At 57.5% G+C, this 16902-nt stretch carries 9 protein-coding genes and 3 pseudogenes; 11 read left to right on the top strand and 1 reads right to left on the bottom strand.

Features of this window, described 5'->3' with window-relative positions; translation table 11 throughout:
• Window positions 1-54: 54 nt before the first annotated feature.
• The 9 genes and pseudogenes from AC1DKR_RS17370 to AC1DKR_RS17330 form a co-directional block, all read left to right on the top strand.
• Window positions 55-180, top strand: a pseudogene (locus tag AC1DKR_RS17370) (transposase); the annotation flags it as partial.
• A 64-nt stretch (window positions 181-244) separates the two neighbouring features.
• A pseudogene (locus AC1DKR_RS17365) lies at window positions 245-1400 on the top strand (IS3 family transposase).
• A 7-nt stretch (window positions 1401-1407) separates the two neighbouring features.
• Window positions 1408-2124: pseudogene (locus AC1DKR_RS17360) on the top strand (IS3 family transposase); the annotation flags it as partial.
• Between the two features lie 493 nt (window positions 2125-2617).
• A complete protein-coding gene (locus AC1DKR_RS17355) occupies window positions 2618-3202 on the top strand; it encodes a hypothetical protein (protein ID WP_478033994.1) in 585 nt (194 codons plus the stop codon).
• Window positions 3203-3528: 326 nt separating this feature from the next.
• The gene (locus AC1DKR_RS17350) at window positions 3529-3852 is read left to right on the top strand and encodes a hypothetical protein (protein WP_478033992.1); all 324 of its coding nucleotides are present in this window, start codon (window positions 3529-3531) and stop codon (window positions 3850-3852) included.
• A gap of 32 nt (window positions 3853-3884) precedes the next feature.
• Window positions 3885-4289 carry a hypothetical protein gene (locus AC1DKR_RS17345; RefSeq protein ID WP_478033990.1) on the top strand — a complete coding sequence of 135 codons (405 nt, stop codon included), beginning with the start codon at window positions 3885-3887 and terminating at the stop codon, window positions 4287-4289.
• A 373-nt stretch (window positions 4290-4662) separates the two neighbouring features.
• A complete protein-coding gene (locus AC1DKR_RS17340; RefSeq protein WP_478033988.1) occupies window positions 4663-6039 on the top strand; it encodes a hypothetical protein in 1377 nt (458 codons plus the stop codon).
• A gap of 177 nt (window positions 6040-6216) precedes the next feature.
• Window positions 6217-6789: a hypothetical protein gene (locus tag AC1DKR_RS17335; protein WP_478033985.1), complete on the top strand. Its 573-nt coding sequence runs from the start codon at window positions 6217-6219 to the stop codon at window positions 6787-6789.
• Window positions 6790-7398: 609 nt separating this feature from the next.
• Window positions 7399-7731 carry a hypothetical protein gene (locus tag AC1DKR_RS17330; protein ID WP_478033982.1) on the top strand — a complete coding sequence of 111 codons (333 nt, stop codon included), beginning with the start codon at window positions 7399-7401 and terminating at the stop codon, window positions 7729-7731.
• Between the two features lie 351 nt (window positions 7732-8082).
• Here the strand turns inward: AC1DKR_RS17330 and AC1DKR_RS17325 are convergent, their stop codons facing one another.
• Window positions 8083-11358 carry an autotransporter outer membrane beta-barrel domain-containing protein gene (locus AC1DKR_RS17325; protein WP_478033978.1) on the bottom strand — a complete coding sequence of 1092 codons (3276 nt, stop codon included), beginning with the start codon at window positions 11356-11358 and terminating at the stop codon, window positions 8083-8085.
• A gap of 1041 nt (window positions 11359-12399) precedes the next feature.
• On the opposite strand from AC1DKR_RS17325, the gene AC1DKR_RS17320 reads away from it, so the two are divergent.
• Window positions 12400-13587, top strand: a complete 1188-nt coding sequence (locus AC1DKR_RS17320) for an EAL domain-containing protein (protein WP_478033976.1) — start codon at window positions 12400-12402, stop codon at window positions 13585-13587.
• Window positions 13494-16898: a hybrid sensor histidine kinase/response regulator gene (locus tag AC1DKR_RS17315; protein WP_478033973.1), complete on the top strand. Its 3405-nt coding sequence runs from the start codon at window positions 13494-13496 to the stop codon at window positions 16896-16898. Before AC1DKR_RS17320 ends, AC1DKR_RS17315 begins: the two co-directional genes overlap by 94 nt.
• Window positions 16899-16902: the final 4 nt, after the last annotated feature.

Genomic DNA, 16902 nt, shown 5'->3' with positions numbered 1-16902 from the left:
GGTTAGCCGCAGCCAGAAGTGGAATTTTCTCGTAACCTAACCCGAGGAGATCCCATGAAGAAATCACGATTCACCGACAGCCAGATCATCGCCGTACTCAAGCAGGCCGAGGCCGGCACGCCTGTCCCAAACCTTTGCCGACAGCATGGCATCAGCTCAGCGACGTTCTACAAGTGGCGCAGGGGTTCACCCCCGTTTTCACGGACACTTACAAGAAGGCCGATTCAGGCCATGAGGAGTGTTCATGTCGAAGCGAAGGAAGTTCAGCGCCGAGTTCAAGCGTGGTGCGGTTGAGCAGGCAAGCCAGTCGGGTGTGAGCTGTGCCCAAGTAGCCCGGGAGCTGGGAATCCGGGATACGTTGCTGACACGCTGGAAGCGTGAAGCGCAGGATCAGGGGCGAGTCGTCTTTGCTGGTGCCGGGACGCCCCGGGACGAGGACCTTGCGCAGTTGAAGCGCGAACTAGCCCGAGTGAAGAAGGAGCGGGATTTTTTGCGAGAAGCGGCGACGTTCTTTGCCAAGGGATCATCCTGAGGTATCAGGTGATCGAACGTTGTCGCGACGAGTTTCCGGTTCGACTGATGTGCCGCTGTCTGAAGGTGGCGGCCAGCGGCTATTACGATTGGAGCAAGCGCCTGCCCAGTGCTGGTCAGCTCGAAAATCAGCGTTTGCTCGACCAGATCCGCGCGTTGCATGAGGACAGTCGGGGCACACTTGGCGCAGGCGGATGCAGGAAGATCTGGCCGATGCCGGCCATAGCCTGAGTCTGAACCGAGTGGCGCGCCTGATGGCAGCTGACGGCTTGCAGGGCTGGCCACGACCGAAGCGCCGAGGCCAGCAAGGCAAGCCTGCGTTGACCCCGCCAGGCGTGCGTAACCGGCTGGAGCGGGACTTCGGCGCATTGGAGCCAGAGACCAAGTGGGTCACGGATATCACTGAGATCAAAACCCAGCAGAGCAAGCTGTATCTGTGCATTGTTCTGGATCTGTTTGACCAGCGAGTGGTGGGCTGGTCGATGCACCATCGCCAGGACCGTCAGATGGTGATTCGTGCGGTGCAGATGGCGGTCTGGCAGCGTCAAGAAAGTTATGAGGTGATCTTGCATTCGGATCGCGGCACCCAGTTCCGCAGCGGCGACTATCAGCGTTATCTAGCGGCCAACAGCCTGGTCTGCTCGATGAGCGCGGTGGGGCACTGCGGGGACAATGCTGCGTGCGAAGGCTTCTTTGGCCTGCTCAAACGCGAGCGGATCTATCGAACGAGCTACCCCACACTGGATGCAGCACGAGCGGATGTGCTTGACTACATCGAGCGACGCCACAATCCAAGGATGCGGCGAAGGGTCGCTAGGCAGGATCAGAAGGTTGCAGCTCTTTTAGAACCGTCCGTGATTTCGGGGTAGAACCCGTCAGACCTGCTGCCGCTATCAGGCCAAGGCCTGCCAAGAAAATGCGATCACCGCCGACCGGTTGCTCAGGCTGACCAGCGCCTACCGCGATTGGGGCTTTGGGCTGTGCTTCCTGCACCTGCGCAACGTGAAGGGCTTAAGCTTGGAACCACAAGCGCGTGTATCGGATCTATCGCGATTTGGAGCTGAATCTGCGCATCAAGCCGCGCAAGCGCATCGTCCGGGAAGTGCCGGAGCCTTTGGCGGTGCCTGAGGCGGTCAACCAGACCTGGTCGATGGATTTCATGCACGACCAGCTGGCCGATGGACGCAGCTTCCGGATGCTCAACGTACTGGATGACTTCAACCGCTAGGGACTGGCGATGGAGGTCGACATCTCCTTGCCTGCGGCGCGCGTCAACCGCAGCTTGGAACAGGTCATCCAATGGCGCGGAAAGCCCCGCGCTATACGCCGCGACAACGGGCCCGAGTACATCAGCGGAGCGCTGCAAGCGTGGGCCGAGCGGCAAGACATTGCGCTGCTCTACATCCAGCCAGGCAATCCTCAGCAGAACGCCTACATTGAGCGCTACAGCCGGACCGTGCGTTACGCTTGGCTTGCCAGCAATCTGTTCAATGACATCGAACAGGTCCAGGACATCGCCACTCGTTGGCTATGGACTTACAACTACGAGCGCCAAACATGGCGCTCGGCGGCATCACGCCAATGCAGGCTCTCAACAGACGAACGTCTGGTCAACCTGCACTGGCAGCGCAGCTCCACTTTTGGCGGCCGCTAAAAGCGGGGGATTACCGCGGCACCGATCTCGCGCGAGTCAGTGGGGGCCGAGCCAAAGAGACGTTCAATGCCACGATGGCTCCTTCTTCACGAATGAAATTAAGCGGAAGCACCAGATGTTATCCAACCCAGCTGCGATACGGCTGAGTGCGCTTGTCATGGTTTAATAATTCTTTCGAATGTTGACGGCCGTCTCCGTCGCCACATTCTCGTAGGCGATATAGTCACGCGTTGTGCCAGCTATGGCTGCACCCCTTTTATGCCCCGTTTGTTTCGCACGCGCAAGCTCGTAGATCCCTGTCGTTACTAAGAAAATTCTTGTTTTTCGTATTCATACTTGCATTTCGTAGATTGCATCTACATGGTTGGAGGGGCCATCAAAAAGTGGAATCGATGGAATTTCGCAATTCACTCGAATTCAAGGTCCGCAAGCATGCGATATGATCGTCAGATCCCCTCCTATGTAAAAGTTTTCGCCGTCTTTGTTGGCTTAATAGGGGTCAGCCCTGTAGAGGCCTGGCCTTCAGATGATGTATTTTCACCACGAAAGCGCCACGTTGAAATGACGGCCCAACAGCTGGCTCGATATTCGAGCCATGGCGTGATTAAGTTCGAACTCAATACAACGCTACCCAAGCGTCCGCTCACAGCTGTATCGGTCAGCATTGGCTATTTCGACACGGACTCGCGGTCACAATGGGGATGGCTGGATACCCAGGAAATTTCCCAAACGGGCAATGTCGTTTCTATTCGAGTTCCAAGGCTGGAAAGGTCGATTCCGCAGTCTGTCCAGGTTTCAATGAGGCATGGGAACGAGTACTTTGGTTCGGCGCGCGTGATTGTGTCTACGGCCTCCAATCCTTATAACGGAGAGCTGTCACTAAACGACGAGGTGATCGATATTTATGGTAAGGATGGCGTCTCGATTCGCGCGACGCCGCAGCTGTCCGACGGCGGGGAGTGGCGATTCAGTGGCGTATTTCTGGAAGACGGGGGCGGTAAGGCGAGGACGTTCTGACGATAGGGCTCCTAAGGTCCTGAACTGCGTTCAACACTACCAGCCTTCAGCGCTCCTAGCTCTCTCCCTGGCGAAACAAAATAGATATGAATGCTTTTCTAAGATTTTGCGAATCCTCAGCGCGACGGTCACTGGTGATCTCGCGCGCATCCTTGGTCCCAATTCGGCTTGGCGGAACATCCGCTCCCACAGTCAATCATCAATCGTGGGTCGCGGAAGCTGTTCTAAGCGCTCAATTTTTGACACTCCGTTCGCTCCTCCTTGCACTGCCGCTAGTTTCATCTCCAGCGTTCGCTATCAGTGAGGAATTTAGAGCCGAAGAATACATGCAGGACGCTGCCGCGAAACGCAGGTCGCAGCTCGATCAGTTGCATGCGCTCGTGGGCATGCGCGACAGTCAAGCCGCCCTTTGGAAAGAGGTCGAGCAACGCCTGGGAGATATAAGGAACCGAAGGGCAGAGCTCTACTTGGCTGCCAGGCTGTATCCGCCAACCCGCCAACTCGAAGAGTTAGAGTTGCGCGTCGCCGTCGGCGCAGCAGCAGCTCGCGATCAGCGCCTCATCCTGGACGCACTGCGCTGGCTCTATCCTCAACTTGACGCCTCGCAGCAGGAGCGAATAAATCGTATTTACACGGGGACCGAGAAGTGACAAGCATGATAGGGAGAGCTGTCCTACTTCTTATGTTGGTAACGCTCTCAGCCGCATCAGCATTGGCGGCGTCGCCACGTGTTCCAGCTTTGCTTGTTGATAACCCTATCGTGGCAGAGCAGGCCAACTGGCTGGAACAACGCGACGAACTAAAGCGCTTGCTCAGGTTGCAACCATCGCAACTCGCGAGCTGGGCGGCCTTTGAAGTGGAAACAGCACGGCCAATGCTGCGAACAATCACGATCTTGACCAGCGATCCTCCGCCCGAGTCCGATTCGCTCGGTTTTATGGATTACCTGGTTCGAGGCCAAGAGGCGCTGTACGAGGACATTGGGGATTGGCTTCAATCCCTGCGCACTCTGGATGAAATCTTAGATGTGGAGCAGAGGACTCGTTTGGATGAGTTCTTGCTAGAAGCCGATTCGCCGTTTGGGTGATGTGCAGCGGTTTTCGGATGCATCTGGATGTGCGGAAGATTTGGCAGACCCAGAATGTGCGGGCTGTCGGCATCATTCAGAGCAGGGGTTCGCCGAGCGCCTGTGCGCTGCCAGAATTTACCCGCATTTGACGCTAACAGACGGTCGACGCAGAACCCCGTGTTAATCAGAGAATAAGGAGCTTATGCAGGTTGTCGCCATAGACCAAGCCGGCGCCTGACAACACTGCAACACCTCATTTGAAGTGGGGAGAGTTGCCTCTCCAAGGCGTGTTTATTCCGTCAGGATCCGGAACGTGCGTAAGGCGCAACTCCGCCGCAATGCCGGTGCTGCTCCATGACTCAAATGTGACGTAGCTTTAGGAAAGTCAACGATGAAATCGATTGCCCATAACAGATCTCATGTGAATTGTCGATTCAGTACGCTGCGTCGGCCGTTCAAGCTCGTGATCGCATCAATAGCCAGCTGGTTGTACGTTGTTGGCGCGACTCAAGCTGCACCACCCCGGGATGCTGGGCAACAAATGGTGCTAGAGCTGGAGATTGCCGATGCCTTCCATGTCTACATGGAGGGCAATCAGGCCAAGGCCTGGAATGATGTTCTTAAAGGCGCTCAGGCTGTCGCCTATTACTTGCCAGACGAGCGCATTGAGGGCGAGACCCTGCGGACTCGCCGAAGGCTGCACCTCTTCGAGTGCATGGATGGCACCGCGTGTTTGCCATCGCCGCACATTGAGAAGCAAGTTGCGGCGATCGATCGACGGGTAATTGCACCTGCTAGGGTCGGTCCGCAGGCGCCAGGAGGGCCGCTGACGCTTCGATTTGAGCTGCCAGTATCGCCCGCCAAGAACTATTACTTCAGTTCTGTCGAAGTGCAGGTGCCTGCCGGAGAGCTATGGCGACGCGAACCGTTTGCATCGTGGGGAAAGAGCTTGCCGAAAAGGGGGCGCGAATTATATGCGAAGCAACGCAACGAGCCGTTGCGCATTAGCATGCAGGACGCAGGACAGGGATCCTATGATTACGCCTTGGCTGATCTCAAAGGCTTCACGCCGGGCCAGTTGCGGGAGAGCTCGTCTGAGGTGATCGGATCATTGCGAGCGCGCTTGCTCCTGCCGGATGGCTCCGAGCGCATACAGGCGTTCGCGGTCGGACGCCAGTTCAGTGACTGGACGAAGGAGAATCCAGGCGCACTCGAATCGGGCAAGATTCCGGAGGGCGTAAAGGCCATGCAGATGCCGCTGCGCCTCCAGTCCAGCTATGTATCCACCCGCTATAGCGTCATCGCAATGCCTGAGATTGCATCACGTTGGCATGGCCTGCATCACCACAATTTTCCGGCTGGAGTGAGAGTCTCGTTGGCAAAGAGTGGCCCCCTTTCCCAACTCGACATAGTGGCGGAAGCCGGTAATCATCGTAAGATCGACGGGCGCGCAGCTGTGAAGATTGAAAGATGGTTTTTCTATAACGACAAGTTGACCAGCTATCATGGCCAGATTCACTATGGCAACAATGCCGATGATAAGCCTGCGACGCAGTGGTATATCAGCTGGCATGATGGGCGACGATTGGATGCTTCCGCAGAACAGGTGTCTGCAGGAATTCAAGGCAGGTCTGTACCACATTGCCAAAATCAGGGGTGTCACGACAATCTTGCTGAGGCGCGCGGACAGCTCGCCAGGAGCGATGAATATCTGCAACGTGAGGCTAGCCTTTACCTCAATCTCGCCGAACGCTCTCGCTCAAAATAGTTGAATATATTCTGTTCTTTTGCATGAATGTGCCATGCCTTATGACTCAAAGAGTAGGTTGGAGCTTCTCTCTCCGAGTGCCGGGTTGTAGTCATTCGTGTCGCGTTCGAAGACTTGCGACCTTCCGTCCTGTACTGGCCGTTCTCTGGGCCATGGTGGAGTGGGTGAGGTTAAGAGATGAATTTACCAATCCGCGTACTGTCGATCATTCACTCATATTTCGTTGCGGAATGGACGCAGGTGCACAGGGTAGTCGGCATTATCGTAGGAAGTAGCGTGGGAAGTGAAGGAACAATGAAGTCTCTATATCGGAAGTGCAGTGGCGTGTTCATCTTAGTATTAGTATTTGCGACGCTCCACGCAGGCCTGGCCGTAGCATCGCCTTGGGGATGGCACGGAGATGGCGTGGTAAAAGTGACGGGAGGCCGTCCGGCAATCTGTATACCGGACGACGCGGAGAAGGATTTCTCTGTCGAGTCGGTATGGCTGATTCAAGAGCACAGCGGGCTGACCACACGACTTGCGTGGGACCTTAGGGCATTGCCAGGAGCCAAGCGTTTTGTCATGAAGCCCGGGCAGTGCCTGTCGTATGGCGCAAGTCTCGCTGGTTACACGCAGGTGGTTCCTCCGCGGCCACTGATCGAAGCCGGGCGCTACACATTCCGGCTCAACGGTGATGCTGTGAAGCGTACGGATGCGGTGGCCTACTGGGGAAGCTTTTGTCTGAAAGCAAGTGGCGGCGTTTGTTGAACGATCGCCAGCCTATACAGAGCGTGGGGGTATACGGGTCATGCCCTGATATGCAGTGGCCCGTATGATAGCGTCTCGACCACGTGAGATCTGGTGGTGCTAGTTGCGTTGCCCGCAACGGTGCGGAGGAGCCTGCAGCCCATGCTCCACGTCATCGGGTCCGCAGCTCTTAGGCGATTCAAGCTCGCAGGCTGTCAAGACCGGCGGAGTCGTTCAGTTTGTTTGGTCTTCGGTGTCGAATTGGTTGGCGTTTCGTAAGCAGACTGGATAATTAAATTAGGGGGCTACGAGGTGCCATTTGGTCGAAAAATTGGTAGGTTTCGGGCGATGCTTTCCAGGTGCCTGCACTTCTATTCTGAGCATGCCTTTGCGTGGGATGGGGCTATTGGCCAGAGTTTTCTCCGTTCTCTTCTCTGTCGAGTTTCATTTCCAAAGTTTGAATGACATCCAGGTATGAAAGATTCCCATGCGCGCATTTGCCGACTATTACTTGCAATCTCAGCGACACTACTACCTTTCTCCCAAGCGATTGCAGCACCTGCCAGGTCTCCGGCCTCTACCGTACCGGGCAGCAGTTACCAAGGAGGCGCGTCTCGCTGCCCACCGTGGATGCCCTCGGAGGCGGATGCGCGCAGCACCATCGCCGACTACTTCTGCGAGCTGGTCGACCAAGGTCGCGTCGAGCCGCAGGTAAAGCAGCTGATCCGTGCCGAATCCTCGCAATTGATCTGCGCCCCACTGGGCGAGCCCAACTTCGTTTGCGGCGGGGAAATGCGCTTCATCGGCACGCGCAACGACATCGACGCTGTCGCATTTAGCCCAACCATGCGCCGCGAAGAAGACGGTCGCTTCGCGATCTACGAGGGTGAAGGCGCGGAAGGTGAGGAAGTCTGGCGAGTTCCCGCCTCAAGGATCACTTCGAAAGCATGCACGTCGCGCTGAGCCCCTCTCCACGGTTGAGCTCGTTCCCAACCTTTGTCCATAACAGTTGAGCTGCATGAGACTATTTGGACTGTTTGGTTTGAGATGGCTCAAATTCGAGCTTGAATAGCGGGTGTTTGGCTCGGGCATACGGTGCTGTGCGCAGGTTCCGCTCATCGATGGTGGCGCGGTAGTGACGAACGCGCGGGGCATCAGAGCGGGTGGGTCAAAGCTCTTGTTGTCGCGTTGCAGGCCAAGGGGATGAGAACGCTCGGGAAGAGGCGCATCGTCAATAGCAAGGCAGCTACGGGGGGATTACGATAAAAAATAGCCCGCCGAATGGCGGGCTTCCCTCCGCAGACGAGTGCGCGCTTACCAGCTTAGCGTCATGCCGATCTGTGCGTTGGTATCGGAGTAGCCTTGGCTGCCGCTCTGGTGGCCGATCTGGCCCCAACCTCGCCAGCGGCCTGACAGGTTCACCTGTACACCTGCTTTGGCCTCGTAGATGTTCCGCGGAAGATCACGCTGCAAACGCTCGCCATTCAGTGCGAGCGCCGACGCGTTGCCGCCGGACCACCAGTTCATCGTCACGAACGGCTGCACCTGGTCCTGGCGCGCGTCCAGCGAGCGCGTGTACATGCGTGCACCCACGCGCGTGGTCGTGCCGCCGGCACGCGCGCTTTCCACCAACGTGCCGTTGGCCTCGGTCACGCGTTCGGCATCGTAGCGGCTGTGCAATAGCTGCAGCTGCGGCTCAAGATAGATCGCGCGAAGCTTGCCCTGATGGAGTGGCAGCACATAGCCGACCTCGGCCGAGCCGGTCCAACTGTGTGAACGGTAGTGCTCCTTCTGCAGCCCATCGCCCCGTACACTGTTGCGGAAGCGGCCGTACTGTAGCCAGCTATCCACATAGAAGCCGGCGCGCATAGCTGCATCCTGCAACCAAGTGCCGTACACGCCTAGAGTGGTGCCCGTGAGTTCACCGCGTGCACTGTAGCTGGTCATCCCTGAGGTGCTATCGCTGCGTGCACGCCCATGGCCGCCCATCACGCCGAGCTGCAGGCTGCCGCCGTGGTTGGACTCGAACGTTCGGCCAACGCCCAGCATCAGGCTGTCGAAATTGTTGTCGACGTTGATCTGGCTGCCGGTATTGCGGCTGTTCAGTTGGCTGCTGCGCAGGTAAACCCATGCGGCGGCGCCCGCGGCATCTGGTTCGTGCGGCAGGGTGCCCGGATCACCGGCACGGTCGTGCAGGCTGTGCTGGAACATGCGCAGTGCAGCGGCTTGGTTCGCCAGATAGGCAGCGGGTTCGGGACGTTCGATCCTCGACGGTACAACTGGCGGGGTGACGGGAGGCGTAACAGGTGGAGTGACAGGCGGCGTAACAGGTGGAGTGACAGGTGGAGTGACAGGTGGCGTAACAGGTGGAGTGACAGGTGGCGTAACAGGCGGAATGACCTCAGATCGCAAGTACCAGTCTCCATCCTCTGGCGTCGTGACCCCACCCTTGAACAGTCGATAGTCATAAGCGCCTGCGACCGCACGCCCCTGCAAGGTGAACTGGGCATCGGACTGACCAATGATGTTGATCAAACGGATGCCCTCGGTGGTTGCAGCGCCCATGCCGCCCGCATTGAGCACGCTGATGCTGGCCGTTCCGCTGCTATTGCCCTGAATCACCACCTGGTCGCCCAGCGACGCATCACCGCCCAGCTTGCGGTTCAAAATCCAGGAGGCATTGTTGCCGACGTAGTCTCCGCTGACGGTCAGTGTCTTGAAGTCGTCCTGGTTCGGTGCAACGAAGGCGATGGTGCCGGCATGATCCAGCATGCGCAACGCCGAATCGCCGCGAACGTTCCAGCGGCTGCTGGTATCGATGGATAGGCTGGAAACGCGGTTCGGTGCCAACGTGCTCAGTGCGCCGGTGAGTGTCGAACCGTTGGTCAGCTCGAGAGCGACCTTGGCCGTTGCACTGCCTACGAATACATCGCCCGTCAGTTGAGACCTATTGGCGGCCAGTCTCACATCGCCGGCGGAGTACAACGAGGGGGGGCTGCCATCGAGCGGGGCAATTATCACATCACGGACCGAGAGCAGCTCCCCTTTGTTCTCGTCTTCGCCAAGACGGGCGAGAACCGTACTGTCGATGAGCTGAATCGTGTGACTGCCCGCATTGATTGACATCGTGGTGCCGTCTGAGGTCTCTAAGGTACTTTTGATGAACTCAGCCGTACTTACCCGTGAAGAATTTTCATTGATGGAGGCCTGATAAGCCCCCGACCCTCGTCCCTCGGAGCGGATGCTTGCATCCACCATGGACAGCGCGCCGAAGTCATTCTGGGAAATGCCGTAGGAGCCATCCCCCACGGTATGGATGGCGCCCTTGACGAAGTCCAGACGTGAGGAACGCCCCACAAGCACGCCGCCCGAGTTACTGCCATTGGTATTGATGGCAAGACCTTCGGCGCTGATGCGGGCTATCCCGAGATTTTCGTGCCCGGCTAAAGTAAGTCCATATCCTCCGTTTCCAACTGTGATCGAGCCGTCTTTCATTTCGGCGCCACCACCAAACACCTGGATGCCGTTCCCGGCAAAGGTCCCGTCAGTACGGATGTTCACCCCGTTCAACTCGGCGAAGGTATCGGAATATCCAAGCTTGATGCCAGACCTGCCATCATGAGAGACGACAGTCGTACCAGTCGCCGTCAGACGGGCTGCGCCAGCTAATTCGATGACGTCGCCGCCAAAGCTCTCCATCGTACCTCCATTAATGATGGCCGAGGAGATTAGTCCGTCGTTGGCGCTTCCAAGCAATCTCATTGCACCACCTCTGGTGCTGACCGAGGTCTGACCAAGCTCCAAGCTCCCACCTACGAAACCCAGGATGATGCCGTTACTCATGGTGACTTCAGACATTGTGACTTTTGATCCGGCGCCCTCAGATGAAACACCAAAAAATGAGCCGTTGCTCAAGTTAAGGGCGAGCGCTTCCAGCGAAACATGCCCCCCACGATATGCATGAATATTGCTAACAACCCCGCCAACAAGCTCTGTTCCATTTACCTGTATAGAGCTGCCGCTGCCACCAGCCTGTAGTAGCGATCCCTTGCTCTCAAGGCGACCTCCGTCCATGCGAACAGTACCCCCGTCAATTGCATCTACGGTGCTTCTGCCAGATGCGTTGGCGTTGGCGATAATGTTTACGTTGGTTGCACTAATGGCGCTGTTCGGTCCATTGGCCTCCAGTGCGGAAAAGACAGTCCCATTCGCCGGGTTAATATTGATGGTGCTATTGCGGATGTCAGCAAATCCACCTTGCATGGCGGAAACGCCATACCCCTCTTCGCCTACGGTCAACGTAATTCCATTAGCGTCGACCAACGAATTCTGTCCCGAGGCGGTGATCGCAACGGCATTGGACACGGTTACCGTATCGCCAGGTTCGAGCGCTATGGTCCCACCTGCTGCTGCAATCACTGGAGTGGTATAGTCAACAGCGCCTGCATTGAGATGAAATGTGATGGCGGAACTTAATGCAAGTAGGCGTGGCCATGCCTTTACAATAACCCGAATATTGAATGAAGGAAATAATTCTAATTTCCCCGAATTATTTTCTGTGAGCTTAATTAGTTCTTGCGAACATTTCATTTGATAGGCCTTTGCTGATTAACCGTCGATCCTGATGCGGACTTGATTCTTGCGCGCCGACGGCGTTACGGCGCGTGAAAGTCTGGCGAACTGGCAACGTGAAGTGGAAGCAATGAGCTGGACGCCCTGAGGCAGTCCAACTTTCCCGGATCTGGGCTATGTCCCCAGCTGAAGGACATCTGCGGCTAGGACTGGCGCATCAACCGCGGTAGCTATCAATGCAACAGGCGGCTGTGGCGCAGGCGATGGCGGCCGGCGCGACGTGCGCGAGTTGGATTGGCCCGCGATGGCTGACGATTCGGGCAATCCTGCGGGCAGGAGGGTAGAGGGTGCTGCTGCCGGTAGCAGATCGGAGGCGATTGGCTCGGGCCCATTCAGGTGGCACTCCATTCTCTGAATGCTGATCGTATGCTGCAGCGTGAAGGATCGCATGGGCTGCGATAAATGGGGTGCGAAGGCGGTAAGGGCTACGCTTCTGAAAGGGCTGCGCTTCTGAGCGAGGCTGGCCTTCTTGTCGGCTCCGCTCGACCATTACCCTGCTTCTGCTTAAGGAAGGACGCAGGGAGCTCTTCAACTTCCGTTCTGACGAAATCTCATGCTAGCTCCCGGTCGGGGTGGGGGGGTATCAGACGATTCCGGAAGAAGTGACGGTAGGGTGCTATCCCCTCTGGGCGTTCTAGTGACATTGCAGCGCGGCGCATGGAGGCGACAGCTGCTGGCAGGTGCGTACGGTAGCAGCCGGAGAGCAAAGAATTTCCTCTGGAGAACGGAGTGCTCGGCAGGTGCGCCGCTATCTATAAGCCTGACGGTGTCGGATCAACGAATGCGCTTCCGTCGGTCAGTTCCGATTGCCTCTTCTGTGCACCGGTGGATCCAGTGGTACTTCGAGTGCGTGCTGTCGGTTCAGCGGAGACAAGGTCCGTAGGCGGCCAGTGCCGCAGTGCACGACGAAGAGCGCGGCGTTAAATGCTTTGTGCGTCCGATCTTCATACATCCGGCCAAGGATAGGGCTAGCCATCGATCAAATTTCAGAGAGCTTCCATGCTGCAACGAGTGTTAATCATCGATGACCAGCGACTGCAGCGTGAGCATATGCGCAGCTTGTTCCAGCAGGCTGGGTTCGCGGCCGTGGATACTGCTGAGAGCGGGGCGCAAGCCTTGGCAATGCTCGACCGCGAAGACTACAGCCTGGTCTTGAGCGACCTATTGATGCCCGGTCTGGACGGTGTGCAGTTCATACAGCAACTCTCGCTTCGCCCATCTCCTCCGTTACTGGCGGTAGTCAGTTCATCGTCCTCTCGGCTTCTCGCAGGCGCCGGACTGGTCGCCGATTCGCTAGGCGTGCTGGTCATCGATCAAATAGCCAAGCCGGCAACCCAGAAGTCGATTCTTGAGTTGATTGCCAAGCTGCGAGCCAGTGTCAGGACGCGACCCGCGCCGAGCTCTATCGAATCGTCATTTGAGCCGCAGGAATTGAGAGGCGCCGTTGCTTCGCGGCAAGTCCAGGCATGGTTCCAGCCAAAGATGCGGATATCCGACGGTGCGGTCGTGGCTGCAGAAGCCCTGGTTCGCTGGGTCCGGTCTGACGGAACTGTCATGCTTCCAGGCCAGTTCCTGCCGGCGTTGACTCAGCTGGGGCTGGAGGAGGAGTTGTTGACATCCATGCTTCAACAGACGATCGAAGCTCAGTCGCTCTGGAGGACAAACGGATATCGTGTGGAGGTTTCGGTGAATCTGCCGACCCACCTTCTCGACGACCAGTCGCTGCCCGACCGCCTGTATGCACATGTTATGCACTACGGGGGGCGCCCTGGTGCCATCAGCTTCGAGCTCACCGAGGGCACAACGACGTTGGCGATCAGCGACTTCTATGCTGGAGCCTGTCGACTGAGGATGAAGGGATTCGGCTTGGCGCAGGACGATTCCGGGCAGGGCTATAGCTCGTTGTTCAAGATTGCGTCCACGCCTTTTACCGAAATAAAAGTTGACCGTTCACTCATCAGTCGCTGTGCGGCCGAAGACGGCGCACGCGCAGCCGTGGAGAGCATTATATTCCTCGGGCGCAAGCTCGGGCTGAACGTGGTGGCGGAAGGCGTAGAGACGCAAGAGCAACTCGCGATCCTGAAAGGACTGAGGTGCAATTCCGTTCAGGGCTTCCTGATTTCGCACGCGCTTACGGAGGAGCTCTTCTGCTGCTTCCTAAAAAAGCAGAACGTGGTTGTGCGCTGATAATGTCGACAGTGATTGGTGAAACGACCTCAATCGGTGAGTTGGTAAGAGCCTCGTTGCGCATGCGAGCGATGTTCCTGCTTAGCCTCAGCACAATGGTAATTATGGTTGCGTTCTTCCTGTGGGCACTGCACAGCCTCATTCGGCAAGCAGAGGTTGACATAAGGTCGCAGTTTCAGAAGTCCGCCACCGACTTGATCGAGTTGGAGAGCTTTCTCGACGATCTTGTCGAGGCAGTGCGATCCAGTGATGCCCGGATCTACAGTGCCGACCGCAGGGCTATCAGGAAAGTTGGCAGCGGTTCGGGACTGGCCTATTACGAAGGCTGGAACGAAATCGGCGAGCTCCACTTTGGCATCCGGACCGCCGCAGGGCCGGCGGCGGCCGGGCAAATAGAGGCGGTAGAGCCGCTAGCAAGGCTAGTGGCTCGCCGGTACGCCTATGCACGGGGGGGGCGCACGATTCCTGGAGCGAGGGGATTTCTCATCGACCTCGCTGGAACCACCGATATCGTCCTGCCTTGCCCGGCATCGGCGAGCAGTGCCGCGTTCGATTCTGGTTGCGGCCGCTACCTGAATGGTATCCGGCAGCGGTTGATGGTCGGGAAAGACACCAAGAGCCCTTCCGGTGTGCATCTGACCAGAATCGATCTGCCGGGAAATTTGCTTCCGGAAGGCGCGGTCCTGCTGCACCGAGAGATCACGGTGGATGAGGCCTTCTGGGCTAGGGGATCGTCGCCACATCGGCTGGTCGCTGGAGCATATCTGGAGATATCGCCTGAGCATGGCAATACGCTCAATGCCGAGCGCGCGGTGTTGCGGTCGCTCACCAAGGGGGCCTCTGAACCCGTCGGCGGAGACGCAGTCGATTGGCTGGCCGGTGGGAATTCCGCCTTGGAGAGTTCATACGTATTTCGCCCCGATGGTCTTTACGTCAATGTATCCAACGAGCGCGGGTGGCGCGGCGTCTACTGCATCCCGTGGACGGAGTTCTTCAGCACGACAAGCTGGCAGATGATACTGCTCTTTCTCCTGATTGTGATCTGTTTCATCGGTAGTGTCGTGCTCTACGGGCGGCACCGATCGAGAGTCGTTCTTCCTGCGCAGGCGGCTCACGAATTGATTGCGGAGAGCGAGTACTTCGGGCGTGTTCTGATCGACATCTCTCAGGTCGCCGTTGCCGGCCTGAGCCTCGACGATGGCAATGTTGTCATTCGCAATCAACTGGCCGATCAATGGCTGGGAGACACGGCGAGCATGCAGCGCCTTTTGCAGGCGTATGCCGATGGAATGGAGGAGGGCGATGCTGGATTCCTAGACGACTGCGAACCGATGGTGATTGGAAGAAGGCATCTGAGCGTGCGCTGTGGGCGTACTCGCTACCAGGGGCGGGATGTGGTGCTGGCAGCCTTCAGCGATGTAACTGAGACTCATCAGGTGAAGGCGGCCATGGCCGCGGCAAAGCAGGCGGCAGATGATTCCAACGCCGGAAAGACTGTGTTTCTGGCCACGATGAGCCACGAGATACGCACGCCCCTTTATGGAATATTGGGAACTATCGAGCTGCTCGGCCTAACCCAGCTGACTGCGCAGCAGCGTGGCTACCTCGATACGGTACAAACATCATCAGCGGGACTGCTCAACATCATCAGCGACATTCTCGACGTTTCCAAGATCGAGTCGCGGCAGTTGTCATTGAAGGAGGCCGAGTTCGATCCGGTCCAGCTGACCGAAGAGGTTGTGCGCACCTACGCAGCCAATGCCGATGCGAAGGGTCTGCATCTCTATTCGGTCATAGATGTTGGAATTCCCCGCCAGGCTCTCGGCGATGAACTGCGGATCAAGCAAGTGCTCAATAATCTCCTGAGCAACGCGATCAAGTTCTCCGATGCAGGCTGGGTACGGGTCCTGCTGGCGTATGAACAAGGAAGCGATGGCGAACCTATGCTCAACTGGAAGGTCACCGATACCGGAGTTGGTGTTTCCGATGCTCATGCCCGTATTCTTTTCCAGCCGTTCTATCAGGTCCAAGGCGTTCACAACACAACGCCAGGTACCGGCTTAGGGCTGTACATCTGTCGCAGCCTCTGCCAACTGATGCAGGGCCAGATAGACGTGGAAAGCTCTCCGGGGCGGGGTAGCACCTTCAGCGTACTGCTGCCGATGGTTCCAGTTGCGCCGTCCGAAGCGGCCGCTATGCCGAGTTTGCAAGGGGATCAAGCAGTGTGGGTACGTGCACCCATAGGTGAATCGGCGCAGAACGTCGGTGGTTGGCTGAAGTTGGCCGGTGCAAAGGTACGCATTGTCAAAGGCTTTATCCCTGCCAGCGAGGAGGGTGCTGTGCTGGTGGAGCTCTTTCCGGATCGAATGCCTCCCATTGGTTGGAACGGGCCGCGGGTGTCAGGAACCCCAGCGGGGCCTGAGCTGCCGCAATGGGGGATCTCAGGAGTGCAGGTCAACGCCCACAGCATGCGGAGCATTTTGCGTGCGGTGGCGTTGGCACAGGGCGGGAGACCGAAGACGGATCTCGATGACGGTCGCGCCATGGACGGCGGCGGTGCACTGCGCGTTGGCGCACTGAATCTGCCGTTGGAGGGGAGATATCGGCCTGCTGTCGGCCTGGATCGCCTCGGTCTACGCGTCCTGGTAGTTGAAGACAATGTGGTCAATCGCACCCTCCTTGCCAAGCAGCTGGAGACGTTGGGATGTGCGGTGACCACATGTGCGGATGGTCTGGAAGCACTCGACCGCTGGAGCGTGGAGAACTTCGACGTCTTGCTGACCGATATGAACATGCCGAACATGGATGGCTACGAGCTGGTACGGATTCTGCGTAGCCAGGGAACCACCATTCCAATCATCGGTATCACCGCCAGCGTAATGCAGGCCGAGCGGGAACTTGGGATGGCATTTGGGCTGGATGCCTGGATCAACAAGCCCATCGATCTATCGACCCTTTACGACAGCTTGCGACGTGCCTGCGCTGGCGAGGTCGATTCGTCGACGCCGCCGGCAATCTCTTGGCCCGGCAGCATCTATTTGAACCAAGAACTGCTGGTGCTGTTCCGCGAGGCGATGTCATCGGATCTTCCGAAGGCGTGGGATGCGCTTTCCAACCGGGATTCGGAGGCACTGATCTCGGTCCTACATCGAATCCGCGGGGCGCTGGCGGTGATGAAGGTTGAAGAGATGGCCATTTTCAGCGAAATGCTTGAGTTAAAGGTATCGGCAGACGGGCTAACTCCAGCCCTCGAGAATGCAGCACGCAGCATGTTGCGTGAGCTGGAAACGCTACTTGGAGGCTTCATTTGAATAA

The organism is Stenotrophomonas sp. 01N47 (genome assembly GCF_056399165.1).
This window is presented reverse-complemented; position numbering and strand designations above follow the sequence as displayed.

Bases quoted from the DNA above. Each gene is read 5' to 3' on its own strand.
- AC1DKR_RS17330 (WP_478033982.1), top strand. From the start codon at position 7,399: ATGCCCTCGGAGGCGGATGCGCGCAGCACCATCGCCGACTACTTCTGC.
- AC1DKR_RS17350 (WP_478033992.1), top strand. From the start codon at position 3,529: ATGCAGGACGCTGCCGCGAAACGCAGGTCGCAGCTCGATCAGTTGCAT.
- AC1DKR_RS17325 (WP_478033978.1), bottom strand. From the start codon at position 11,358: ATGAAATGTTCGCAAGAACTAATTAAGCTCACAGAAAATAATTCGGGG.
- AC1DKR_RS17335 (WP_478033985.1), top strand. From the start codon at position 6,217: ATGAATTTACCAATCCGCGTACTGTCGATCATTCACTCATATTTCGTT.
- AC1DKR_RS17340 (WP_478033988.1), top strand. From the start codon at position 4,663: ATGAAATCGATTGCCCATAACAGATCTCATGTGAATTGTCGATTCAGT.
- AC1DKR_RS17345 (WP_478033990.1), top strand. From the start codon at position 3,885: ATGTTGGTAACGCTCTCAGCCGCATCAGCATTGGCGGCGTCGCCACGT.
- AC1DKR_RS17355 (WP_478033994.1), top strand. From the start codon at position 2,618: ATGCGATATGATCGTCAGATCCCCTCCTATGTAAAAGTTTTCGCCGTC.
- AC1DKR_RS17320 (WP_478033976.1), top strand. From the start codon at position 12,400: ATGCTGCAACGAGTGTTAATCATCGATGACCAGCGACTGCAGCGTGAG.